Source organism: Streptomyces sp. SCA2-17, assembly GCF_044336695.1.
In genome coordinates this window covers 6,750,531-6,774,826 of sequence record NZ_CP117521.1, presented here as the reverse complement: position 1 = coordinate 6,774,826, position 24,296 = coordinate 6,750,531, and the positions used below count along the sequence as shown (strand labels likewise).

At 74.3% G+C, this 24,296-nt stretch carries 17 protein-coding genes; 4 read left to right on the top strand and 13 right to left on the bottom strand.

Annotated elements, in window-relative coordinates; genetic code table 11:
* Positions 1-15: 15 nt before the first annotated feature.
* Both PS271_RS30125 and PS271_RS30120 read right to left on the bottom strand, forming a co-directional pair.
* Positions 16-528: a winged helix-turn-helix domain-containing protein gene (locus tag PS271_RS30125; protein WP_398386269.1), complete on the bottom strand. Its 513-nt coding sequence runs from the start codon at positions 526-528 to the stop codon at positions 16-18.
* Between the two features lie 134 nt (positions 529-662).
* On the bottom strand, positions 663-2,222 hold the full coding sequence (locus PS271_RS30120) for an FAD-binding oxidoreductase (RefSeq protein ID WP_398386268.1): 1,560 nt from the start codon (positions 2,220-2,222) through the stop codon (positions 663-665).
* A 202-nt stretch (positions 2,223-2,424) separates the two neighbouring features.
* On the opposite strand from PS271_RS30120, the gene PS271_RS30115 reads away from it, so the two are divergent.
* Positions 2,425-3,168, top strand: a complete 744-nt coding sequence (locus PS271_RS30115; RefSeq protein WP_398386266.1) for a siderophore-interacting protein — start codon at positions 2,425-2,427, stop codon at positions 3,166-3,168.
* A gap of 3 nt (positions 3,169-3,171) precedes the next feature.
* Here the strand turns inward: PS271_RS30115 and PS271_RS30110 are convergent, their stop codons facing one another.
* The 4 genes from PS271_RS30110 to PS271_RS30095 all read right to left on the bottom strand — a co-directional run bounded on the left by PS271_RS30110 (position 3,172) and on the right by PS271_RS30095 (position 7,287).
* Entirely contained in the window at positions 3,172-4,305 is a 1,134-nt protein-coding gene (locus PS271_RS30110; RefSeq protein ID WP_398386264.1) for a DegT/DnrJ/EryC1/StrS family aminotransferase, read from the bottom strand.
* Positions 4,306-4,431: 126 nt separating this feature from the next.
* Positions 4,432-5,172, bottom strand: coding sequence for a class I SAM-dependent methyltransferase (locus PS271_RS30105; protein ID WP_398386263.1), 741 nt, complete (start codon positions 5,170-5,172; stop codon positions 4,432-4,434).
* Between the two features lie 271 nt (positions 5,173-5,443).
* Positions 5,444-6,334: a serine hydrolase gene (locus PS271_RS30100; protein WP_398386261.1), complete on the bottom strand. Its 891-nt coding sequence runs from the start codon at positions 6,332-6,334 to the stop codon at positions 5,444-5,446.
* Positions 6,331-7,287: a LysR family transcriptional regulator gene (locus PS271_RS30095; protein WP_398386260.1), complete on the bottom strand. Its 957-nt coding sequence runs from the start codon at positions 7,285-7,287 to the stop codon at positions 6,331-6,333. Before PS271_RS30095 ends, PS271_RS30100 begins: the two co-directional genes overlap by 4 nt.
* A gap of 376 nt (positions 7,288-7,663) precedes the next feature.
* Here PS271_RS30095 and PS271_RS30090 point away from each other — a divergent pair, with 376 nt between their 5' ends.
* The 3 genes from PS271_RS30090 (at position 7,664) to PS271_RS30080 (ending at position 11,283) form a co-directional block, all read left to right on the top strand.
* On the top strand, positions 7,664-9,088 hold the full coding sequence (locus PS271_RS30090) for a penicillin-binding transpeptidase domain-containing protein (RefSeq protein WP_398386258.1): 1,425 nt from the start codon (positions 7,664-7,666) through the stop codon (positions 9,086-9,088).
* Between the two features lie 79 nt (positions 9,089-9,167).
* Positions 9,168-10,097, top strand: coding sequence for a class A beta-lactamase (gene bla, locus PS271_RS30085; RefSeq protein ID WP_398386257.1), 930 nt, complete (start codon positions 9,168-9,170; stop codon positions 10,095-10,097).
* 118 nt (positions 10,098-10,215) lie between these two features.
* Positions 10,216-11,283 (top strand): ligand-gated ion channel, encoded by a 1,068-nt coding sequence (locus PS271_RS30080; protein ID WP_398386256.1) that lies wholly within the window; start codon positions 10,216-10,218, stop codon positions 11,281-11,283.
* Between the two features lie 57 nt (positions 11,284-11,340).
* Here the strand turns inward: PS271_RS30080 and PS271_RS30075 are convergent, their stop codons facing one another.
* The 7 genes from PS271_RS30075 to PS271_RS30045 all read right to left on the bottom strand — a co-directional run bounded on the left by PS271_RS30075 (position 11,341) and on the right by PS271_RS30045 (position 24,266).
* Entirely contained in the window at positions 11,341-12,678 is a 1,338-nt protein-coding gene (locus PS271_RS30075) for a cytochrome P450 family protein (protein ID WP_398386254.1), read from the bottom strand.
* 62 nt (positions 12,679-12,740) lie between these two features.
* Positions 12,741-15,338 (bottom strand): lantibiotic dehydratase C-terminal domain-containing protein, encoded by a 2,598-nt coding sequence (locus PS271_RS30070; protein WP_398386252.1) that lies wholly within the window; start codon positions 15,336-15,338, stop codon positions 12,741-12,743.
* Entirely contained in the window at positions 15,335-16,201 is an 867-nt protein-coding gene (locus PS271_RS30065; protein WP_398386250.1) for a lantibiotic dehydratase C-terminal domain-containing protein, read from the bottom strand. Before PS271_RS30065 ends, PS271_RS30070 begins: the two co-directional genes overlap by 4 nt.
* Before the next feature lies 1 nt (position 16,202).
* Complete coding sequence (locus PS271_RS30060) at positions 16,203-18,746, bottom strand: lantibiotic dehydratase (protein WP_398386248.1); 2,544 nt, start codon at positions 18,744-18,746, stop codon at positions 16,203-16,205.
* The gene (locus PS271_RS30055; RefSeq protein WP_398386247.1) at positions 18,743-20,365 is read right to left on the bottom strand and encodes a nitroreductase family protein; all 1,623 of its coding nucleotides are present in this window, start codon (positions 20,363-20,365) and stop codon (positions 18,743-18,745) included. The genes PS271_RS30060 and PS271_RS30055 overlap by 4 nt, the downstream gene beginning before the upstream one ends.
* Positions 20,362-22,212, bottom strand: coding sequence for a TOMM precursor leader peptide-binding protein (locus PS271_RS30050; protein WP_398386245.1), 1,851 nt, complete (start codon positions 22,210-22,212; stop codon positions 20,362-20,364). Before PS271_RS30050 ends, PS271_RS30055 begins: the two co-directional genes overlap by 4 nt.
* Complete coding sequence (locus tag PS271_RS30045; protein ID WP_398386244.1) at positions 22,212-24,266, bottom strand: hypothetical protein; 2,055 nt, start codon at positions 24,264-24,266, stop codon at positions 22,212-22,214. The genes PS271_RS30050 and PS271_RS30045 overlap by 1 nt, the downstream gene beginning before the upstream one ends.
* Positions 24,267-24,296: the final 30 nt, after the last annotated feature.

Genomic DNA, 24,296 nt, shown 5'->3' with positions numbered 1-24,296 from the left:
ATTCACTGCTCCGGTTCACTGCTCCGGCCGGTGCGCGGCCTCCAGGACGTAGCCGCGGCCGCGGACGGTGCGCACGCGCAGGTCCAGGGCCGTCAGCCGGCGGCGGATGCGCATGATGTGCAGGTCGAGCGCGTTGCGGCTGAGCGCGGGGCGGCCGGGCCGCGGGACGAGCAGGGCGTCGCGGGAGACGACCTCGGTGAAGGACTCGGCCAGCCGGGCCACCAGGTGCGCGCCGGTCGGCGAGAGCAGGGCGAAGCGGCGGCGGAAGCGCAGCACGCCGTTGGGCTCGACCACGGGCCGGGCCTCCCCGGCCGCCCGCATGCGCAGCGCCTCGGCGCGGGCCCGGAGGTCTCCGGGGCTGATGGGGGCGCGCACCCAGTCCTCCCGGAGGTCCGGGCTCGGGGGCGCCTCGGCGCCCGCCTCCAGCACCAGGATCCGCATGACGCCCCGGTCGCGGCAGTGCTCCCGGCGGCCGGACTCCGCCGGCCAGCGGATCAGCTCCACCTTCTCTCCCGGCAGTAACGGCACGCGCCGCCCCCTTCACCTCAACTGCTCGCCGCAGAAACGGACTTCACTCAATCACACGGAAGTCCACGGCGCACGGAGGCGGGGGTGCGCTCCGGTCGGTCTGCGCACGCTACGTAGGGCGGCGCGCGCTCCGGTCAGCCGACGGCCTGGGCGAAGGAGAAGAAGCGGTGCGGGTCGTAGGCGTGCTTGATCTCGGCCAGCCGGCCGTAGTTCTCGGCGTAGTAGGCCGTCTTCCAGTCGGCCAGCTCGGGGTCGATGAAGTTCTGGTAGCTCTCGCCGTTGGAGTACGGGTCCAGGGTGTGCAGCCCGCGCGCGGCCCAGGCCCGGGCGGCCGCTTCGTCCTCCCGGCTGTAGTCCGGCTTGTTGAGGGCGATGGAGAAGCCGAGGTAGAACTCCGTGTCGCGGTGCACGTAGGCGGTGGTGGTGCGGTCGGGGCGGTTGGCGGCGCCGCCCAGGGCGAAGAAGCTCAGGAAGCGGAACTGCCCCGCCCGGGGGCCGGTGGCGAAGGCTTCCAGGATCCGCTCGACGCCCCGCGCCGGGATCGGCGCGGAGAAGAGCCGGTTGCGGTCGATGGAGAAGTTCTGCCGCGGCAGGGCGGCCTCGGGCGAGTAGCCGACCGTGTGGCACTGCTCCGGCGACAGCTCGGCGCAGCCGTACTGCGCCATCATCGCGTCGTGCGCGGACAGCCGCCGGGCCTGCCGCGTGGCGGGCGCCCGGCCCACCGACGCGGCCAGGGAGTCCAGTACGGGGTCGAGGGCGTCCGCCGCGCCGAGCCAGGCGCCGGTGACGACGACCACCGGGGCGCCCTTCCCGGCGTCCGGCCACTGCACGGCCAGGGCGGCGCCCAGGTCGCGGGGGCCGTCGATGATCCAGTGCTGCCACGCCTCCACGACCCGCTGCGCGGCCTCCCACGGCCAGGTGAGGTTGTAGGTGACGAGGGTGGGCACGTCCGTGGGCCGCAGCTCCAGGCTGGTGATCACGCCGAAGTTGCCGCCTCCGCCGCCGCGCGTCGCCCAGAACAGGTCCGGGTTCTCGGCGGCGGACGCGGTGACGGTCCGCCCGTCGGCCAGGACGATCCGGGCCGAGACCAGGCGGTCGCAGGCCATGCCGAACTTACGGGTCTGCCAGCCCAGCCCGCCGCCCGGCACGAACCCGCCGGGGCAGACGCCCGGGCAGTTGCCGCCCGCCACGACGACGCCGCGCGGCGACAGCGCCGTCAGGGCGTCCACCTGCTGGGTGCCGGCCCCCATGACGACGGTGTTCCGGGGCGTCAGCGCCACCGTGTTCAGCCGCGAGAGGTCCAGGACGATGCCCTCGCCCGTGGAGTACCCGCCGAAGCTGTGCCCGCCGCTGCGGGGCACGAGGGGCAGGCCGTGGTCCTGGGCGAACGCGAGCGTCGTCCGCACGTCTCTTTCGCTGCGGCAGTAGGCCACCGCCTGCGGCCGGATCCCGTCGAACTGACCGCTGTAGAGCTTCCTGGCCCGTTCGTAGCCGCTGTCCGAGGGCAGGACGAGGTCGCCCGACAGCCGGCGCCCGAGCTCGCTCCAGTCGACGCCGCCGCCGGTGCGCCGCGCGGCCGGACCCACCGGGCTTGCGGCCACCGGGCCCGCGACCGCCGCGCCGGTCGCACCGGCACCCGCGGCGGCGGCCGCCGCCACCGCCCCGGCCCGTAGCACAGTCCGCCTGTCGAGCATGCTGCCTCTCCATCTGCCGGCCCGCGCGCCCGGGCGCGCGGGAAGCGATCACGGGAACCACGGCTCAGGATGCCCGGCCGGATCACCCGTGCCGCCACTCCTGTCAGCGGGGTGAAAGAAAGCGGCACTTGGCGTTCCGCACAATGGGAGGGACACCGGAAGCGGAAGCCGAAGCGGCGGCCGGAGGCGGAGGGCGGAGCACATGTACCAGGCGGAGCGGGGCGGGCACCGGGGCAGGCGCTTCGGGGACGACCGGCTGCTGGAGGCGAAGGTCACCGCGGTGCGGGCCGCCGTGCCCGGGATGACGGACGTCACGCTGCGCGGCCCCGCCTTCGCCCGGTCCGCGTGCAAGCCGGGCGCGCACCTCCCCCTGGAGCTTCCCGGCGGCGCACAGGGCCCCCTGCTGCGGACGTACTCGGTGTGGCGGCACACGCCGGCCGACGCCTCGCTCACCCTGCGGATCGCACTGCACAAGCCGGGCGGGCCGGGCTGCGCGTGGGCGGGCGCCGTGACCCCGGGCGAGCGCGTACGGACCGGCGTCCCGCGCAACCGGATCGTCCTCGACCCGCGGGCCGGCCACCACGTCTTCGTCGGCGAGGAGACGGGAGCGGTGCCGCTGCTCGCCATGCTGGACGCGCTCCCGTCCGGAGCCGTGACCCACGGCGTGCTGGAGACCACGGGCCCGGAGGCCGAGTTCCCGGCGCCGGGCGGGGCGCGGACCCTGCCGTGGGTGCACCGCGGGCGCGCCTCGGCCGCCGCCTCACCGGTGCTGGTGGCGGCCGTCCGCCGGCTGGAGCTGCCGCCGGGCCCGGGGGTCGCCTACGTGGCGGGAGAGGCCGCGACCTGCCGGGCGGTGGTGCGCCACTTCGTGACCGATCGGGGCTGGCCGCGGTACGCGGTCAAGACACAGACGCACTGGACGCCGGGCAAGTGCGGCATCCACTAGGCCTCATGGCAGGAGCGCGCGGACGGTCTTCCGCAGCAGGCGCGCCACGGTCTGTGCGTCGTCGTCGGTGAGCCCGGGGTGCAGGGGCAGGCACAGCGTCTCCGCCGCGGCCCGCTCGGACACGGGCAGGGACCGTACGGGCCCGTAGGCCGGGACTGTATGCAGGGGCCCGTAGCGGAAGCTCGTCTCGACCCCGGCGGCGTGCAGGCGGCGGGCCACCTCGTCCCGGATGCGGCGGTCCACCTGCACCCAGTACAGGTAGTGGGAGGAGACGTGCCCGCCGGGGAGCGGGGGCCGCCGCCGGATGCCGGCGGCCCCGGCCAGAGCGTCGTCGTAGCGGCGCACGAGCTCCGCCCTGCGGGAGACGAGACCGGGCAGGCGGCGCAGCTGGACGGCGCCGATCGCGGCGGACAGGTCGTTGCCGAGGAGCCGGCGGCCGATCTCCCACTGCTCGAACTCCCACGGCCGCCACGGCGGCGGGGTGAAGCCGTCGCCGGGCCGGGCCAGGCCGTGGTAGGCGAGGCGGCGGGCCCTGCGGGCGAGACGCGGGTCGCGCACGTGGAGCATGCCGCCGTCGCCGGTCACCATGATCTTCATCTGGTCGAAGCTCCAGACGCCCATGTCGCCGAAGGTTCCGGCGGCCCGCCCGTGCACGCTGGACGCCACGGAACAGGCCGCGTCCTCGACCAGGGCGACGCCCCGCTCCGCGCACAGCTCCGCCAGGCCGGCGATGTCGCCCGGGTATCCGCCGTAGTGCAGGACGAGGACCGCCCTGGTGCGCGGGGTGAGCACCCGCTCGACGTCGCGGACCGACGGGTTGAGCGAGTGCGGGTCGACCTCGCAGAAGACCGGGCGGGCACCGCGCGCCCGCGTGGCGTTGGGCCCGGACACGAAGCTCAGGGACGGGATCACCACCTCGTCCCCCTCGGCGAGGCCGAGCAGTTCGAGCGCGAGGAACGTGCCCGAGGTGGCCGAGTTGAGGAACACGACGTGCTCCGGCGGCACACCGAGGTGCCGGGCGAACCGCCCTTCGAAGTCCCGCGACCGCAGCCCGTAGCCGACGGTCCCGCTGTCGAAGGCCTCCGCGACGGCCCGGAGTTCGGGGTCACCCAGCACGGGCCGCGAAAATGCGATCACGTAGCTCTCCTCTTGAGGTTGCCCCGTCATCCCCGTAGGTCACGAGACCACTTACCCACAACAAGCGGACACCGTGCCTCCGTTCACTGCGCTACGGCACGGCTTCGGCTTCGGCTTCCGATACGGCTACGGCTGCTCGTTGCGGCGGAACAGGGCGGTCCACAGGAAGGATTCACCGAAGCGCGGGGACTCCGGCGGCTCGTCCTGCATGCGGCGCAGTTCCACTTCGGTCAGGCCGTCGGAGAAGATCCGGCGCAGGGACTCCGGGGTGTAGGCCAGACCGCCGTGGCGGTGGGGGTGGCGGTAGAGATCGGTATCGCCGACTTCGGAGCCCATCTCGCCGGCCGCGAAGCAGGCGAGGGCGAGATGTCCGCCGGGTGCGAGCAGCCGGTCGAGGAGGGCGAGGTAGCTGATGCGGCGGTGCGGCGGCAGGTGGTGGAAGCAGCCGGAGTCGTAGATCAGGTCGTACGGGCCGGCCAGTTCGGAGCCTGCGAGCGTGAACGCGTCGCCGCAGAGGAACCTGATCCCGGCTCTCGCTTTCCCGGCCCGGTCCCGGGCCCAGGCGATGGCCTCCGGGGAGAGGTCGACCGCGTCCACCTCGAAGCCCGACGCGGCGAGGTGGAGGGCGTTGCGCCCCGGGCCGCAGCCCAGGTCCAGGGCGCGCCCGCGGGTGACGAGCCCGCGTTCGAGGTACGAGACCAGGTGTTCGTCCGGCTTGGCCACGAAGAACGGCACCGGCTTGGAGCGGTCCGCGTAGAAGCCGTCCCACCAGGAAGCCGCGTCGCCTGTCCCACGATCGGCCTCCGGCGCGAACAGGCCGTCCAGGAGCTGGAGTACGTCGTCCATCGTGCGGATGTTCCGGTCCATCCGGTCCCCCTTCCGTATCCGGCGATCGTAAGCGTGGCCGCAATAAAAGCCCGGGTCAGATGGTGTGGCCGAAGGCTGTGTCCGGCTGTCTGAGGGGCTCGGACGACGGCGGGAAGGGCGCTGCGCTGGAGCCGAACACTGCCGGCGTCCCCGTCGAAGGCCGTGGCGGGGGCATTCCCGGCCGCGCTGAGGCGGGTTTCTCAACGGTCCACCGGGCAGGCTGGACGAGGTGCTTCCCGGTGCCGGGGCGCTCGCGGGCGTGGACGCCGCGTCAGGTCGTACGGGCGCGGAGGGCATCGACCGCTAGGCGGGCGGTCGTGCCGATGACGGCGTCGGCCGGGGGGAGGACCGCGGCGGGGCTGGACGCGCGGGTGAAGACCGCCACGGCGTAGCGCCCGCCGTCGGGGTATTCGACGACGCCGACCTCGTTGCGGACGGTCGGGAGGCTTCCGGTCTTGCCGGCGACGTGGACGTCGTCGAAGGGGAAGCCGGAGGCGAGCCGGTGGGGCCAGACCTGGAGCCCCAGCAGGCGGCGCATCGAGGCGGCGTGCTCGGGGGCGCAGGCTTCGTCCCGCCAGATCGCGCCGAGGAGGCGGGTCATGTCGCGCGGGGTGCTGCGGTTCGTGGCGGCCGGGTCGAGCACGCGGAGCCCGGCGACGACGCGGGGGTCGGTCAGTGCCTGCGGGCCCCCGAGGCCGGTGTCCTCCTTGAGGAGGGCGAGGAAGTCGCCGAAGGAATGGACGGCGTGGGTGCGGGTGAGCCCCAGGCGGCGGGTGGTGTGGTTGACGGCGTCCAGGCCGACGCGCCGGAGGAGGAGGTCGGCGGCGGTGTTGTCGCTGACGGCCATCATCAGGTAGGCGGCATCGCGCAGGGAGAGGCGGACCTCGTCGAGCATGGCGGCGAGCCCCGTGGGGCCGGGGGTGCGGCCGGGCGGCGGGCACACCGTCTGCTCGGCGAGGTCCAGCAGGCCTTCCTCCGCCTGCTGGTGGAGGGCGACGAGCACGCAGAGCTTGTGGACGCTGGCGGTCACGACCGGCTGGTCGGCACCGGCGTCGATCTGGGCTCCGGAGTCGATGTCGGCGGCGTGCAGCCAGCCGGTGACGCCGGCCTCGGTGAAGGCGGCGCGGATGCGGCTGCGCGTACGGGCCAGGGTCTCGGTCATATCCAGTACTCCGCCGCGGGGCGCAGGTGCAGGGGGCTGGGGGGCAGATCGCCGCCGGCGGTGGCAGTGGCGGCGAGGGCGTCGGTGACGGTGTCGGCGAAGGCCAGGGCGGCGGCGTCGCCGCGCCCCTTGGGCCAGGCGGCGGAGTGGCGCAGGGTCAGCGGGGCGCCGGTGAGCGGGCGCCAGGTGAGGTCCGGGTCCTGGTCGGGGTGAGCGTCGCGCGGGCCGAAGGCGACGGCGCGGGAGGAGAGGATCAGGCCGCGGGTGAAGCTGGGGCCCTGGCCGTGGCGGACCGCGGCGGGGGTGTAGCCGTGCCGGGCGCAGGTGGTCAGCAGGTCGTCGTGCACGGCCGGGGCCTGGGCGCGGGGGAAGAGGATCAGGTCGTATCCGGTGAGGGCGGCGAGCGGAACCGTCGCGGACCGGGCGGCCGGGGCGTGCCGGGGCAGCAGCACGCCGAGTTCGTGGCGCAGGACGGGGCCGAGCTCCAGCCCGGCGACGTCGCAGGGATGACGCAGGAGCCCCACGTCCAGGTCGTGCGAGGCGAGCCCGGCGAGCTGGTCGGCGGTGGGCAGTTCGTGCAGTTCCAGTTCCACTCCGCCGTGCTGCCGCTGGAAGCCGGCGAGGATCGCGGCGACGGTGCCGGCGGCGAGGTCGGGCGGCAGGGCGGCGCGCAGCAGTCCGCTGCGGCCTTCCTGGACGCGGCGGGCCGTTGCCATCAGGGCCTCGGAGCGGGCCAGTATCTCGCGGGCCTCGTCGAGGAGCAGGGTGCCGCCTTTGGTGATCGTGACCTGCCGGCTGGTGCGCTCGAAGAGGCGCACGCCCAGCTCCCGCTCCAAGCGCTGGATGCGCTGCGAGAGGGGAGGCTGGGCCATGCCGAGGCGCTGGGCGGCCCGGCCGAAATGTGACTCTTCTGCAACAGCCACGAAGCACTGGAGGTGGCGTATCAGGTCCACAAGCAGGGACTATATCGCAGATTAATCAATCGGATATTGATATCGATCTTGGACGGGCGGGCGCGGGAGCTGCTCTTCTCGGGCCATGCAGCCTTCTGAGCCTTCGCACACCGCCGCACGCGCCGATGCACAAACTGCCGCACGCACCACCGCACGCCGCCCCGCCAGAAGCACCGCCGCACGCGCTGCCGCACCTCGCAACCGGCGGCGACGCCGTACGGCCCGCGCGGCCTTCGCGGCGGCGGGCACGCTCGCCGCGGCCACGGGAGGGGCGTACGCGGCCGGGTGGGGTCCCTTCTCTTCCGGCGCCGCGTCCTCCGATCCCGCCGCCGCTGCCCAGGCACGAGCTTTCCTGGCCGACTGGGCAGCCGGCAGGATGGCGGAGGCGGGGAACCGTACGACGAACCCCGGGCAGGCCGAAACCACGCTGCGGAACTTCACCGCCGGCCTGGAGATCCGCAAGCCGGCCCTCACCGCCGCGGCGGCGGCCACCGCCCGGGACGGCACGGCCACCGTGCCCTTCACCGCGAAGATGCCCGTCGCCGACCTGGGAACCTGGACGTACGCCTCGAAACTCCCGCTGCGCAAACAGCAGGACGGCACGTGGAAGGTGGACTGGACCCTCACCCTCGTCCATCCGAAGCTGAACAGCACCGACAAGTTCCGTCTGGAACGCGACGGCGCCGGCACCGTCACGGTCACCGATCGCCGCGGTGCCCCGCTGTCCGGCAGCACGTACCCCTCGCTGGCGCCCGTCGTCGCCCAGTTCGGCAAGGCCGCCGGGGGCGGTCCCCGGGGAGCGATCCGGCTCGTCGACCGCGTATCGGGAGAGAACAAGGGGACGGAAGCCACCTTCGGCGCCGCACCCGCCCGGACCGGCGACGGTCCCGTCCGCACCACGATCGACCCGGCGTGGCAGGCGGCCGCCGAGAAGGCCCTCGCCTCCAAGAGCCGCGGGAAGAGCGCCGCCCTCGTCGCCCTGCGCGCCGGCACCGGCGAGATCCTCGCCGTGGCGAACTCCCCGTCCTCCGGCTTCAACCGCGCCGTCTCCGGCACCTACGCCCCCGGCTCCACCTGGAAGATCGTCACCACCAGTGCGCTGCTGCTCAAGAACGCCGTCGAGCCCGGCACCGTCGTCGACTGCCCCAAGTACCTGACGGTCGGCAAGCAGTTCCACAACATGGAGCTGGCCGAGCACCGCGGCGCCACCTTCGCCGAGGACTTCACCGAGTCGTGCAACACGGCCTTCATCAGCCTGCGCGACAAGCTCGGCGACCGGGAAGCGGGCGACGTCGCCAGGAAGTACTTCGGCATAGGCCAGAGCTGGAACATCGGCATCCCCTCCTTCGACGGCGCCGCTCCCCCGCCGGGCGACCAGACGGAAAAGGCCGCCGCGATGATCGGGCAGGGCAAGGTGCTCGGCAATCCGCTGACCATGGCGTCCGTCGCCGCGACGGCGTCCTCCGGCACGTTCCGCCAGCCCACCCTCCTCCCCGGCACCCGCGGCACGACCACCACCACGCCCCTCCCCAAGAACGTCGTCGACCGGCTGCGCGCCATGATGCGCGCCACGGTCACCGACGGCACCGCCCGTGGCCTGGCGGACCTGCCGGGCGACACCGGCGCGAAGACCGGCACCGCCGAGGTCTCCGAGCAGGCCCCCAACAACGGCTGGGTCGCCGCCCACCGGGGCGGCATCGCCGTCGCCGCCGTCGTGGAAGGCGGCCTCAGCGGCAGCGCCTCCGCCGTACCGATCGTCCACGACGTGCTGGCTGCCGTACCCGCCGCCGGCGGTTCTTGAGCCTCAGGAGCCGACCGCCGCACTCGCCACACTCACCGCACGATTCACGATCACCGACCCGAAGGGCCATCACTCCCCCATGAACCCCTCCCGTACGAGACGCTCCGTCATCACCACCCTGACCGGGCTCGCGGCCCTCCCCCTCACCGGCTGCCGGGGCAGCGCTCCCCAGGCCACCGCTCCCGCCTCCGCGCCGCCGCCCACGGCGTCGCACGGCAGCGCCCTGGAGGCCGAGCGCGCATTCGGCGAGCTGGAGAAGAAGTACGACGCCAGGCTGGGCGTGTACGCCGTCGACACCGGCAGCGGGCGGTCCGTCGCCAACCGGCCCGACGAGCGCTTCGCGTACGCGTCCGTCTGCAAGGCCTTCCTCGCCGCCGCCGTGCTGAAGAGGAACTCGCTCAACCAGCTCGACCGGCTGGTGCGATACGGCCGCGACGTTCCGGTCGGCCACTCGCCGATCACCACCCGGCACGTCGACAGCGGCATGACCCTGCGGGAACTGTGCGACGCCGCCGTCCGCTACAGCGACAACGGCGCCGCCAACCTCCTCTTCGACGAACTCGGCGGCCCCGAGGGCCTCCAGGACGCTCTCGCCGCGACCGGCGACCGCGTCACCCGGGCCGACCGCTACGAAACCGACCTCAGCGAAGGCACCCCCGGGGACCCCCGCGACACCAGCACCCCCCGCGCCATGGCCGCCGACCTGCGCGCCTTCGTCCTCGGCGACGCCCTCACCCCGGACAAGCGGTCCATCCTGACCGACTGGCTCAAGCGGAACACCACGGGCGACACGCTCATCCGCGCAGGCGTCCCGGGCGGCTGGCAGGTGGCCGACAAGACGGGATCGGGCGGCTACGGCACGCGCAATGACATCGCCGTCCTCTGGCCTCCCGAGGCCGCCGCCCCCATCGTCATCGCCGTCTTCACCAGCCGCGGCACCCAGGACGCGAAGAAGGACGACACGCTCATCGCCCGGGCTGCCGAAGCCGCCGTCAAGGCCCTCGCCTGATCTGTCCGACGCGTCACCGCGGCTCCGTCCGCCGGAGCGGAGGCCGCGTTCCCCCGCAACGGCTCGTGCGTCCACGCGACCGTTCCCGCCCGGCCGGAGGTGGGAAGCATAGGGCCATATGGCTACGGAACCGCGGCACGAAGCCGCCTTCCCCCTGTCATCCCCCGTCACGGCCGTCATCCTGCTCGTGCTGAGCACCGCATGCGCCCTCTGGCTGCCGGCCGCCGGCCCGGCCGCAGCCGCGACCACCGCCCCGGCCGGCCGGGCAGCCCCCGTCAGGTGCGAGCTGAGCACCTACGTCAGCGACCTCTACGACATCGATCCCGCCAAGGGCAGGTTCTCCGCCCGGCTGTGGATCTGGACCATCTGCCCGGACCGGCGCGCCGACCCGCTGCCCAAGATCTCCTTCGCCAACGCCGACGACCCCGACACCTCCGAGCCGAACATCATCGAGCAGGACGGGCACGTACTGGACCAGGTGCGGGTGCAGTCCAGCTTCCGGCAGGCCTGGGACGTACGGGACTTCCCCTTCGACCGCCACCGCATCGAGGTGGTCCTGACCGCGCCGGACGACACGCAACACTTCCGGTTCACCGTGAACAACGCCGATGCGCAGACCAACCCGGAGATCCGCCCCCAGGGCTGGCGGCTGACCGGCTTCCGGCTGCTCAGCGCCACCAAGCACTACACCACCACATACGGCGACCGCAGCCTCAAGAACGGCAGCACCTACGACCGGGTGCACATCCGCATGGACCTCGAACGCTCCGACCCCACCATCTTCTGGAAACTGACCATCCCCCTCTACCTCGCCGTCCTCATCGCCGTCTCCACCTTCCTCGTCTCCACCCGTCACGAGGAGCTGGAGACCACGGCACGGCTGGAGGGCATCCACAACAGGCTCGGCGTCCTGGGCGGCGGACTGTTCGTCGTCGTCCTCAACATGCAGCAGGCCAACGACGTGGTCACCAGCGCCAACGGGCTGACACTCATCGACCGGCTCCACCTCACCACGCTCGCGTTCCTCCTCGTCGCCGTGGCAGGCACGGTCCTGGCCTGGCGCTGGACCTCCCGCGGCGGCAGCACCACCGTGGCGGAACGCGTCAGCCACCGAGGAGCGTGGTGCGGCCTCGCCGCCTACGCCGTGGCGTGCGGGGCACTGGTGCTCCTGGCGGCTTGCAGATGACAGCGGGACGCAGTCGCCGTCCCTGCTGTGCTCCGTATCGCCTCGCCCCGGCCCCGCTCATGAGGAGGACTCGCCCGGCTCCCTCGCGGCAGGGCCCAGAACGACAGGGAGCCGGCGCAGACCGTGGAGCGTGACCACGATCCGCCGCCGCAGGGGCTCCTCAGTGGCGAGGCGGAGGTGCGGATGGCGGCGGACGAGCGTGCCGACGGCGGTCTCCGCCTCCACGCGGGCGAGCGCCGCCCCTGTGCACCGGTGGCGGCCCCGTCCGAACGCAAGGTGCCCGGCCACGTCTTCCCGGTCCGGGTCGAGGGTGCCGGCGTCGGCGAACCGCGCCGGATCCCGGTTGGCCGCCGCCAGGGAGACGATCACCAGGCTGCCGGCCGGTATCCGCCGGCCGCCCAGCTCGATGTCCTCCGCCGCGAACCGCCACACCCCCATCCGCGCCGAACCGTCGAACCTCAGGAACTCCTCGACGGCGTCGGGCAGGCGCTCCGGATGCTCGCGCAGTGAGGCCATGAGGCGGGGCCGCTCGATCAGCCCGCGCACCATGTTGCCGATGAAGGCTCCCGTGGTGTCGAAGCCCGCGACGAACAGGTGGAACAGGACGGTCACCACGTCTTCCTCGGGAATGCCCTCCCGCTCCGCCTGCGCCGTCACCTCCCCCATGAGGTCGCCGTGGGAATCGCCGGAGCCGGCGGAACCGCCTTTCCGCTCCCTCACGTAGGCGGTGAGGAGTTCGAAGGTCCGCATCGCCGACGCGCGCAGCCCGGCACCGTCGTTGTCGTCGTCGACCGACACCGTGCGCCGCACGAAGTCGAGGAAGTCCGGGCGGTCGGACTCCGGTACACCGACGATCTCGCACATCACCGACACCGACAGCGGTACGGCGAACTGCCCGAGCAGGTCCACCGGCTCGTCCGCAGGCAGCCGCTCCAGCAGCGCGTCCACGGTCCGCTGCACCCGCGGCCGCAGCTCCTCGGCGCGCCGGACCGTGAAGGCCCGGGCTACGGCCGTGTGGTACCGCTCGTGTTCCGGTGAGTCCGCGCTGGAGAGGTTCCGGCCGTACGCGGAGATCATGTCGCCGGCCGGCGAGTTCCAGTCGAGGCTCCGCCACGCTTCGGGGAAGCGCCGGGTGTCGTGGACGAGGCGGGGGTCGCCGAGCGCCGCCCGCACGTCGTCGTCGCGCGTGAGCAGCCAGGCCCGCAGGCCGTTGGGCAGGCTCACCTCGGCGACCGGCCTGTGCTCGCGGAACCAGGCGAGGACGGCGTGCGGGGCGGTGTGGAAGGCGTCGTCGAACGGCGCGCCGGGGTCCGCGGGGCACTGAGGAGAGCCCTGGGGGGCCTGGGGCGGCGTGCTGACGGTGCTCTGCGTGTCAGCGTTTTCGCTGGTCGTCATGGCGGCTGCCTTTCGGTCGTGCCTCTGATGCGTCTTGTGCCTCTGACCCGTCGGGCGCCGTGTCAGAACAACGGGATCTCGTGGTGGAGCCCGGCCGGGCGGGACCGTCCGATCAGCAACTGGATGACCGGTTCGAGGTGTTGGTCGGCGAGGCCCAGGACGTCGAGCAGCCGGTCCGGGTCGTAGCCGCAGTGCGCCTGACAGGCCAGTGATCCGGCGGCGGCCGACAGGTAGCAGCGCTGTACCGCCACACCGGCCTCCATGCCCTGGATCCGGTACCACCGGTCGCCGTAGTACGGCAGGGCCGCCTCGTAATCCGTGAGGAGGGTGAGGACGACGGGGGTGCGCACGATGTCGAACACCCCGTTGTCGAGCGTGCGCTGGAGGGCGGGCCGTACGTCCCCCGAGCTGAGCAGGCCGATCCGGCGCCCCTCGTCCGCGACGAGGTAGACCCCCGGCTCCAGGCCTCCGACCGCGCCGATCGCGGCGACGAAGGCCGTCTGAGGGAAGGGCGCGCCGCCGGGCAGGTCCGACGCGTACGGACCGCAGGCCCGTTGCAGCAGGCGGGCGAGTTCGGCACGCTCCAGGGGGCCGTGCCCCATGAATCCCATGGAGGTGCGCCTGCCCGTCCACGCGTCGGGGAGGCGCTGTTCCACGGCCAGTTCGGTCCAGGACGCCACTCCCGCGGCCAGTCGCGGCAGCAGCGGCGGGACCGGTGCCCGGGGCGGGGCCGTCTCCCCGCGCGCGGCGTTCTCCAGGCGGTCACCGGTGGTCCGGCGAACCTTGTTGCTCCCGGCATCCGGGGCGGCTTCCGGCATGGTTCCGGGGGCCGTCTCCGGGGCGGTCGCGAGCAGGGCATAGCTTCGGGTGCGGGAGCCGTCGGCACCGATGCGGCGGTCGAGTTCGGCGTCCGGGAACCAGTAGCGGACCCGCAGCCGCCCGCCGTCCGCCTCGGCGACGGCCAGGGCCTGGCCGATCATGACCCCGGCGTCCAGAGCGTGCAGGCGGTAGGCGAACTCTCCGTACTTGAAGCGGGTCCGCCAGGGGGTCACGGCGACCACGAGCCCGCCGCGTCCGGTCGCCACGGGGGCCGGCGAGCCGTCAGGCGGGACGGCCAGCGCGTGGTGCACGGGCTCGTACCTGCCCGCGGGCAGCCGGGGCAGCGACTCTCCAGGAAGCGACTCTCCAGGAAGCACGTGGAGCTCGGCCGGGTAGCGCTGGCCGGCCGAGGAGACGGTCCGGTGCACGGGGCCGAGGAAGCGCTCGCCGCCGCAGCGGGCGCCGGCCTCCCAGCGCAGCCGCGAAGCTCCGGCGGTGCGCCGCAGGAACGACGCGAGCCGCACCACGCCCGCGTCGCCGGCGGCCCCTGCCGGATCCGCCGCCGGACCGCTCGGCAAGGGAACCAGCCGGCGGCCCTCCCGGTCCGGCCGCTCAGCCGGGAGCCGCGACCAGTCGACGTCCCGGGGGATGCGCGCACCGGTGCGGTTCTCCCGCGCGTAGCGCAGTGCGAGGGTCCCCGGGGCTCCGGTGGCCAGATCCCGGGCACCGGGGCCGAGATAGGCCCTGGTCTCCCCGTACCGCGTGACGAGTTCCGCGACGACGTGGCAGAGGGCGAGGCGCTGGGCCGGTACGACGCCGAGCCGCGTCATGTGCAGGTATCCCCAGTTGATCAGCACGCGGTGCAGCCGCAGGACCGGGTCCTGGGCGGCGGCGACGGCCCAGCGGGGGTCTCGCTGGAGGTTCCGGTGGAACGGGCTGCGGCGCAGCACGGCGTCGTCCCAGGCCGTCTCGCCGTTCCGGCCGGCGAGCGGCAGGCGCAGTTCGTCCGCGGCGAGCAGTGCCCGGACGTCGGGAACGAGCTCCTCCACACCGTCGAGGAAGTCCGCCATGCCGGGGAGTTCCTCGCCGTGCTCCGCCGCTCCCGCGCCGGTGCCCAGCAGTTGCTCGGCGAGCGGCCGCAGGGCCGGTGTCCACCGGTCGCCGAACCGGGTGAGCCGGCGGCGCAGTTCGTCCGGGTGCGGGGATTCCATGACCGCTCCCTCGACGTGGGAGCGGTAGGACATGCCGCCCAGCCACAGGGGGCCGGGGAACCGCAGGGCGAAGTGGAGCATGAGGGTGACGGCGGCGCGTGCGCGATGGCCACCGGGCCGCTCGCCCGGACCGGACCGGACTCCGGTGAGGGTGGCCAGGGCGGTCCGGGTGGACAGCTCGTGGAAGCGGTCGAAGAGGGCGACGGCGCCCGGGCCGCCCAGGACGGCGGAGCGGTCGGGGTGCTCCACGGCCAGCAGGGAATTGTCCGGCTGCGGCGGCAGGTCGTCGGCGGCGCCTTCCCGCAGGGCCAGGTCCGCGGGGACGGTCCGCCGGCTTTCGGGGGAGGTTCCCCGTCCGTCGTCCCGCGAGTCGGCCGGCGCCCCGGCGAGGTGCTGCGCGCACCGGTCGCGCAGCCGGGCGGCGACGTGGCCGGCGTGCTCCTTGCCGACCAGCAGGGAGACCCGGATGTTGGGGCCGCCCTGCCACTCGCGGAAGAAGTGCTGGTACCGGCAGTGCCGTGCGCTGTCCCGGAACAGCGGCTCCACCAGCGCGGTGAGCAGCCCGTCGGGGTCGGCCCGGTGGAACAGGCGGTGGTCCAGCCACACGGCGGGGCCGGGCGTCTCGGTCATCCACGGACCTCCGCGGTGAGGGCCAGGGCTGTCCAGGCCGCTGCTGCCTCTTCGAGCAGGTTCAGCCCCAGGCGATTGCAGTGGGTGTGCCAGGCGTGCAGGAGGGGTCGTGCCGACGAGCCGGGCGACGGCACGGCGAGGCATCGCGCCGCCATGGCGACGGCGGCCCGGGAGGGCGGCGGCCAGGCGGCCGCGAGGGCGAGGCGGCTGCGGCGCCGCACCTCCGGGGTCTCCGCGCCGGCCAGCCGTTCCGCCCACTGGGCGAAGGCGCCGGTGAGCGGCGGCGGCCCGGGCCGTGCCGGCGCGCCCAGCAGCGCACGCAGGACATCGACGGCGTGCCGCGCCCTGGCCTGCCAGTCGTGGTCCCGGTGCAGCCGCAGGGCGACGGTGCTCGACGCGGTGAGGAAGGACAGGGTCTCCGGCTGCTCCGTGCACGCGGGCGCGTCCGGCATCCAGGCACCGGAGAACGACTCGACCCGCACGGTGCGGGAGGGCAGCAGGGGCGCGGCGGGGGCGCCCGTCACCTCGCGGCGCAGGATCCATGCCGACGTCTCGGCGTACTCGGCCTCGGTGAGCGGCCGGTGTTCGGGGTTCTCCCGGGCCCACCGCTCGGCGGCCGCGCTCAGCTCCGACCGGGCCCGTTCCCACTGCCCGGCCGACGGGCACAGGGCGCGCAGGCGGACGTGCGGACCGCCCTCCCAGTAGCGGAGGTAGAACCATGCACGGGCACCGGTTCCGGCGGCCGTGCGGTGCAGCAGCCCGGCCAGATGCCCCAGGTGCCGGTCGAGGTCGCTGTGGGCGTGGACATGGACGGACAGCCAGGTCGGTGCCACGCCGGGTCCGGCGGACATGTCTGTGGGCATGTCAGACGTCCACCTCCCAGACGACCTCGGCCGGCCACCGGTCGCCGTTCCCGTCCACCGGCGCCTGGGACGCGTCCGGGAGCACTTCCTGGAAGAGCAGTCGCCGGGCGTCGCGCCGGGTCATCCGCTCGATCTGCAGGACTCCGAGCGGCGAGGCCAGGTCGATCGGCATGGGCTTGCGGTGTTTGTTCGCCCCGGGGCCGTTGACGGCGCGGACGAACGACCAGGCGGGGATGGCGCACCGGCGTCGCCACGTGTCGATGCGTTCCGCGTAGCCCAGCAGGCTCTCGCCCGTGGCGCGCCGGGGGACCTCTTCCGACTCGGTGATGACGGTGCGCCGCATCAACACGACGTCGCCGAGTTCGACGCGTGGCACGATCCGGCACCCCGCCTCCGTCAGCCGTCCTTCGGGCGCGATGACCGGCTGGACGCGGTGCTCGGGCGGCGGTCCGAACATGCGCAGCAGCACGCGCAGCACCGGTGGGTAGTGGAAGTCGGCCATGCGGCCGCGGGGTACGAGTCGCAGGTTCCGGTCCCCGTGCCTCAGGATGAGCCTGCCGTCCCCCGCGACGACGTGGCAGTCCCGCGCGTCGAGGCGCTCCCCGGCGGTGAACGGCCCCGAAAACGTCCCTCCCTGGGAGAGCACCAGCTCCGGGACGGCGCCCTGGGCCCGGAGGTTGACGTTGCTGTCCGCGACCGCCGCCGGCTCGACGTCGTGGAAGCCGGGCAGCGGGGCCGGGCGGCCGTCCGGCCAGGAGCGGAGTTCCTCGCCGTCCGCGCCCAGCCGGCCGAGCATGCGCCGTACGTGCGCGTCGGCCCGTCCGCAGCCGTCCTCGACCGAGTTGACGACGAACACCGGCTGCCCGCCCAGGCGCACCGGATGGCCGTAGAAGGCCAGGCGGGTGGTGAGGCTGTCCGGGCGGGGAGGGGCCGGGGGCACGGGGTCAACGCGGATGACGCCGTCGTCGGAGGGCGTCGACGACAGGATCCGGCGCAGCGCGCGCAGCCCCGGATCCTCCGCCGGTGGCAGCCTGAACTCCCCGCTCCACAAGTCGTCGATTCCGGGGACGCCGGCACCGGCGGCGCGGACGAGTTCGTGCAGGGCGACGGTCAGGGGGACGGGACGGTTCGCGCCGAACGTGCCGGCGAGGTGGGCTTCCGCACAGGCGCGTGCGGCCGCCCACGGATCCGCGTGACCGATCCATCCGGCCACGGCCCGCAGCGTAGAACGCGGTCCCTGCCACTGCTCCTCGTTCAGTGTGAGCCGCCCGGACCGCAACACGGTGTCCGCGTACACCGGCGCGCCGTGGGCCAGGACACCGGGCGGCCAGGAGAGCGGCTCGCTCAAGGAGCGCAGGGTGCCGGTCAGCTCCGGCAGGGTGCTCGCCACGCTCTCCGGCCGGGTCGTCGCATCGGCGGCGTCCGCCACTCCGGTCAGGATGGCGGCCGCAGGACCGGCCACATCGGTGCGCCGCGCGGCGGCGCGCAGCGGGTCGGGATGCTGGACAGACGTCTCGCCGGCGCCGACCAGCAGCCCGGCGTCGATGAGCCGGAGCAGCACGCTCCGCGCCTTCTCCTCGCCGAGTCCCGTGATGCTGGCCAGGGCCCGTGCGGCGCCGCCCCGGCTGCGGCCCTCGTCCGGCCAGGCGGTCAGCACGTGCCGGAGCGCGGGATCGAGCCGGACCCGGCGGACCGCGTCACAGTCGGGGGTGACCGCGTACAGTGCCCCGTCCGCGTCGACGGTGCTGGGGTTGACGACCAGACGCTCGCCGGGCGCAAGCTGACGCAGCAGCGTCAGGCAGATGAAGGCGTTGAGCTCCGCGTGGTGGGCGCGTGGCCGGGGGTCCCCGGCCCACCCGTCGGAGCCGCTGTGGAAGACGCCGTGGGCCCAGGCGCTCAGCGTCCCGCGCGGTGTGCTCTTCAGTGCGGCGCGCGCCACGAACGCGTAGGCGCTGAGCGCGATGTCGGGGCCGGGCGGGGTGCCGCGGTCGAGGCCGGTCACGGCCTGCTTCAGGGCCCCGGCGAGCGGGGAGCCCGACCGGATCAGCTCCGCGGTGACCGGAACGAGACCGGCGGTGCGGACGGCGGCGGCTCCGGTGCGCCCGAGTTCGTCCTCCCACACCTCCTCGGCCCGCTCCCGGGCGCGTTCGGCGCTCTCTACGAGCCGTCCCCAGTGGCGCACGGTCTCCTCGGCGTCGGGCGGGAGCAGGGACACCAGCTTCTCCGCGAGCCGGCGGGCCCGGGGGGCGCGCCCGGTGTGGAGGGAGCGGCGCAGTTCCAGGAGGGCGCCCCGGTCGCGGCCGGGCGGCAGGGTGCCGACCACGTCGTGCAGCACTTCGGAGCAGTGTTCGGCCTGGGCACGTACCGCTTCGCGCGCGGCGCGGCACTGTTCCAGCGCGTGGGCCGCTCGGGGCGACCGCAGCGCGTCCATGGTGCCGGCGGGGAACGCGGGCACTCTGACCACGAAGGCCGTGGGCCTCGGCTCGTCCACCGTCCCCGGCCCGTTCACCGTCCCCGGCTCGTTCGTCGTCCTCGGCTCGTTCACAGTCCTCCGTCCAGGACGAAGCGGTACCGCGCCGAGGGCCGCCGACGGCTCAGCAGCACGGCGAAGGGGGCGATCCAGCGACCGGGGCCGCACGCTTCGCGCAGCGGGCCGGTGAGGAGGCCGTTGTGGATCCGGGCGACCAGTCCCTCCGCACTCGCCGCCATCAGCAGGCGCTGGGCGGCTTCCCCGGTCCGCAGGTGCAGGCCGGCGTAGGCGCGCGCGGCGTCGTGGCGGAGCCACCGGTCGAGGTCAACGGTGATGAACACCGTGGCGGGGGCCTGGTGCGCGTTGGTGGAGGCAACCATCTGGCAGCGGCGGAGGAACGGGGTGACGGCCGTGCCCGGGAGCGGACGCCGGGCGGGCGCCGGCCCGATCCCGTCGTAGCGGAAGAGGCCGTGCTCCGCCCCCGGCACGTTCCTCCGCGCGACGAGCAACGACACAGGTGGCAGGCCGTGCCACAGGGCGGGGAACGCGGTGGTGAGGGCCGCCGAGCACAGCCGTTCCAGGGAGTCGGCGGCGATCGGCAGCGGCGAGGGGATGAATCCCGGGTCGCCGGAGTCGCGGGCCGCCCCCAGCCGCCGCCAGGGCAGCCGCAACGGTACGGGGCCCGCTGCCGCGTGGGGCGTGCCTGCCGGTGGTCCGTGCGCCGCGCCCGGTCTCTGCGCACCCGCCGTGTCCGGCGGCCCCGCCGATGGTCCGCCCACTGGTGTGTCCGGCGTACCGGAGGCAGCACCGGCCGACGCTGCACGCGGCCGCGTACGGGCGAACTCGCGGTGGGCCGCCGCCGACAGGGCACCCAGGCTCTGGAGCGGCTCGCAGGGCCGGCGCACCCGTGGCCCTTGGACGTCCGGGCCGGGGAAGGTCACGTCGGTCACCGAGCCGGTCAGTTGGATCATGGCCATGGAGCACTCGTGCCGGCCGTCCAGGGACAGCAGCCGGTCGATCTCGTCCGGGCACCAGGGGACGGCCTCCGCCCGTAGTCCCACGGTGCGTGCGGCCAGGAGCAGACTGCCCAGCAGCAGCCCCGCCTCCTGGCAGACCAGACGGTAGGCGTAGTCGCCGTAGTGCGCACCCGTCGTCCCCGGGGCGGCGGTCACCGCGCAGTGGACCGACGTCCACCGGCGGTGGCGGAAGGGGACCCGGCCGCGCAGCTGGTGGTGCTCGGGGTGGTAGGGGGCGACGTCCGGCTCCGCTCCGTCCGGCCCCCGGCCGACGACCCGGACGGAGCAGGGGAAGACACAGCGCGCGGAGGGTGCGATGCGGTGCCGGGGCCATGACGACTGCGGCCCGAATTCGACGCACGTGACGCCGGCGCCGAGCGCCAGGAGCGCGGACAGGGCCCGCAGGTCCAGCGGCACACCGGACTCCCGCCGGCTCCCGTCCGGCCCGGAGGGCGCGGACGGCGCTGCGGGCGCTGCCGCTGACCAGTCCACCAAAGGGTCGGTGGCCGCGCCCGGCAGCTGGCGGATCCACTCGGACCCGCCGGTGGCCCGGACCCACGGCGGTGGTTCGGCCGGCAGCCCGCGGGGGACCACCGAGGGCATGCGGTCGAAGGTCAGCTCCGCATACTGTTCGGCGGCACCGGCCGGGGGCGCGCCGGTGAAGGGGCGGGTGCTCACGGGAACGGATGCGGGTGCGGGTTGAGGTCGGCCCGGGTCAGTGGCGCGGCGGCCTGCCCGAGGGCCACGGGGGTGTGCAACAGCCGGTCGAGCCCGTTCAGGCGGCGTGCCCAGTGCCCGAAGGTCATCGGGACGGCCCCGGGCACCAGTACCTTGGCGCAGCGGAAGCCCCCGAGCCGGTGGTCGGGCGTGGTCTGGTCGACCACCAGGACGTCGAGCCCGGCTTGCGCGATGCGCTGCACGGCGTCGCCGAGGTCCTGCCGCAGGTCGGAGTGGCGGTCGGGGGGCAGGTGCCGTTGCCCGGCCTCGGCCAGGGACAGTCGCTCCCGCGGCCGCAGCAGGAACTCCAGGCGTTCGAAGGCCTCCGGCGCGCAGTACAGGAGCCGGTGGTCCTCCATGTGCCTGACCTTGCCGGGGTCCTCCAGCATGGCGGTGACGCGGTGCCGCTGGGACCGGTAGGCCGGGGGGAACTCCGCGGTGAACGGGGCCAGTTCCAGCAGGGCCGAGCGGAATGCCTGGCGCAGGTCGAGGTGGGCTCCGCCCGCGCACAGCGCCCGCGGTTGCCCGGCCCGTTCGGCCTCGTCCACGGCGAGGACCCAGACGGCGGGGATGCCGAGGTCATTGGTGATGTCGTACAGCCGGACGCGATAGCCGCTGAGCCACTCGATGCGCTCGGCCATCAGCGCGAGCTCCGTGTCCCGGCGCGGGTCGAGCGTCACCTCCACGGGGCTGAGGCGGCTGTACCAGGTCAGCAGGAAGGCGTCCCGCTCGGCGATCTCGAAGATCCCGTGCAGCGCTGCCTCCGCCGGACTCGCGCCGAGGGCGCACCCGTTGGAGATCTCGTAGGCGAGGGCCGGCCGGCCCGTCGGCCGGTACAGCGGTTCGTAGTAGGCGAGGCATTCGGGTATCAGCACGGACCGTTCCCGGACGAGGGACCGCCCCCAGACCCAGGACAGTTCGAGGTCTTCGGTGAACTCCTGGAACGGGAAGCCCTCGATCAGGTATTGCTCCGGGTCGTGCAGGCCGAATCGCCGCGGGTCCACGGCGTCCGCCCGCAGGCTCGCCCAGCTGCCGTGCGTCACCGTCCGCCGGCCGCCGGGCTGGACACCGCCCGCGCGTTCGAGTCCCTCGGCGAGCGCGGTCACCTCGGCCGCCAGGTAACTGGTCTGCCGTCCGAAGCCGATCTCCTGGGACGCGGCCGCCTGGATCCCGGTCGGGGCGGTCGCCGTCGGGAACAGCCCGTGCGCGCTGCGGCGCAGCCGGCGGATCAGTCCGGCGTCCTCGTCGACGTACAGCTTGCGCAGCCGCTCCGCGTCCGGCACCAGATCGGCGGAGCGGTAGTGGCCGGGGGCGCGCTTGGGAAGCGGCGCGTCAAACTCCGCTTCCGCCGGCGGCGCGTCGTCCGGCGCGTCGGAACACACCGGGCACAGCGGGACCGGCAGGAAGCGGCCCGGTGTCACGCTGAGGTCCTTGAGCCGGAGCGTCAGGAAGGCACGGTGCGGGCGCCGCTCCTTCGCGTCACGGGTCACGCACTGCCGCACGAGATCGTCGGTCATCGACGTCAGCAGGGCGTGGCGGTCGGCGAAGGTGACGGAGCCTTCGTGCGCCCGCTCCCGGATCCTGGGGAACGCTTCCGGACGGCACGCCGCGCACCGGGTGACGAAACAGCGCAGGCACCCCGGCACGCCGGTGCCCATGGCGGGGCCCACGACGATCCGGCCCGGTTCCCACCAGGCGCACACCACGGTGCGGCCCGCGGCCACCTCCCCTTCGGCCTGCCGGATCTCCTCCTCCCCCGGCGGCCCCGGGAGGAGGTGCACCACCGGCATGAGCGACGGTCCGGTCATCACGACGTCACCGTCCGGTCGGTGGCCAGGACGACGGCGACCGCGACACAGTGGGCCCGGCCGACCCGTCGCAGCACCGGGTGCGCTTCCAGAGGCACGGCCACGAGCCGGGTCGCCGCCGGCAGTGCGGCTTCCAGCCACCGGGCGGCGCGGGCGGCAGCCGTCGCCTCCGCCGTACGCGGGCGCGGCGGCGCACCACCGGCCCTCTGCCCGAGGCTACGGGGAGGCGGTGGTTCGTTGGAGACCCGCTCGTGCAGTGCCCGGACCGCGCCGTACAGTGCGTCGGCGCCCGCTGCGGGTACGGACGCCGAGCATCCGACCCCGACGAGGCCGGCACCGCAGTCGGCCCGTACGATCGCGAATCCCTCGGCGTCGTAGAGCGTACGGAGCAGGGGCCGGTGTCCGGCGGCGGCCAGGATGCTCAGCAGCCGCGGCACATCCGGGCCGGCCGGTACGCACTCCGTGCCTTCGTCCCGCGGTCCGGAGCGCAGGAGACGCGCGGCGACCCGGCCGAGCGCGCACGCCACCGCGTCCTCCCGCTCCGCCGCCGACGCGGTGCCCACCGGCGCGCCCTCGTCCCGCCAGGCCTCGACGTCGTGGGACGGGAGCCGCACCGGCTCGCCGGTGACCAGGTCGAAGGCTTCGACGGCCCGGGGTACGGCAAGCGTCGCTCCCTCCGCAGAATCCAGGACCGCCCGGAGGCCGGCGTACTCCGCGGCCGCGAGGACCGCGGTGACCCGCGCGGACAGCAGGTCGAGCCCGTCCCCCTCGGCGGCGGCTGCTCGGCCGGACCCGGCGAGCGGGGCCACTTCCGCCCGGCACCGGTGCAGCGGAATCTGTGTCAGGTCCCCCTCGTCCACATCCCGGATCAGCCCGTCCCTGCTGTCCACCAGCCGGCTGAAAGCCTGTGACAGCACGGTGCTCTCGGATTCCGGTGGCGGTGCGGCCGACGCCCAGCCCGCGGCCGCCGGCGCCGCAGCCTCAGCGCCGGCGGGGAGCAGGTCCAGCGCGTGCAGGCTCACCTCTTCGGTGACGAGGGTCGCCAGGTCCACCCGGACCGCGCGGTCACGGAAATCCCCGGCCGGCACCCCGGTGATGGCCTTGAACGCGGCGAAGGCCGGCTGGGCGGCGACGATCCGGGCCGTCGACTCGGTCAGGAACACGCTGCGCGGGCCGGTGCCGTCCACTCCCGTCCTCGCCCACAGGCCGGGGCCGCGCACCGCGTCGTCCGGTCCGCACAGAGGCCCCAACCACACCTGGTCCCCGTGGACCGCGCCGTGCAGCACCGTGACGCCCGCCCGGGCACAGGACTCGTCGATCGCCCGCGCCAGGCCCGGGTCGAAGTCGTCGGCGAAGTGCAGGACGAAGTCGCTCGCCCCGATCAGGTGCGTCAGCCCGCCGGCCTGCGAGCCCTCTTCACCGGGGCCGGGCAGCGGGACCGGCAGCGGAACCGTTCGTACGCCCATGCCGGCGTCCCGCTCCCGCGCCGTCGCCAGCACCGGCTTCAGGGCCGACTCGACCCCGGCGACCGCCTGAGCGCCGCCCGTCACGGCGGCTGTCGTACGGCGGTTGCCCAGCTGCACCAGCGCGCGCAGCAACCCGTCGAAGACCATCCCCGAACCCACGCACAGCACCCGGGTGTCCCGGAACACCTCGTAGCGAGCCGCGGGAGAGTCGCGGAAGTACTCGATGAAGGAAAGCTCTCCGGCGTAGTCCGCCAGTTCCCGGTCGGTCAGGCCGTGCGGCCGGTCGACGGCGGCGTCGCGTACGAAACCGGCCTCGGCCAGCCGCCTCAGCAGTGCGCGGACCTGCGCGGCCACGGCGGGGGGCAGGCCGGCCAGCAAGCGGCCCGCCTCCGTCGTCCCGTCCAGGTGGGGCGCGATCCTGCTGACCAGCTCGTAGGAGGACTTGCCCCGGATCGTCAGCGACGAGGCGTTGCACAGCAGGAACGCGCCGTCGTCGTGGGGCACCCACAGGGCGTCACTGCGCAGCTTGGGCCGCGAGCCGTCCTCCGGGAGCGGGTGGGCGGGCTCCGAAATCACCGGACTCTGCATGCTTCCCTTCCAGGCGTCGGGTGTCGAAAG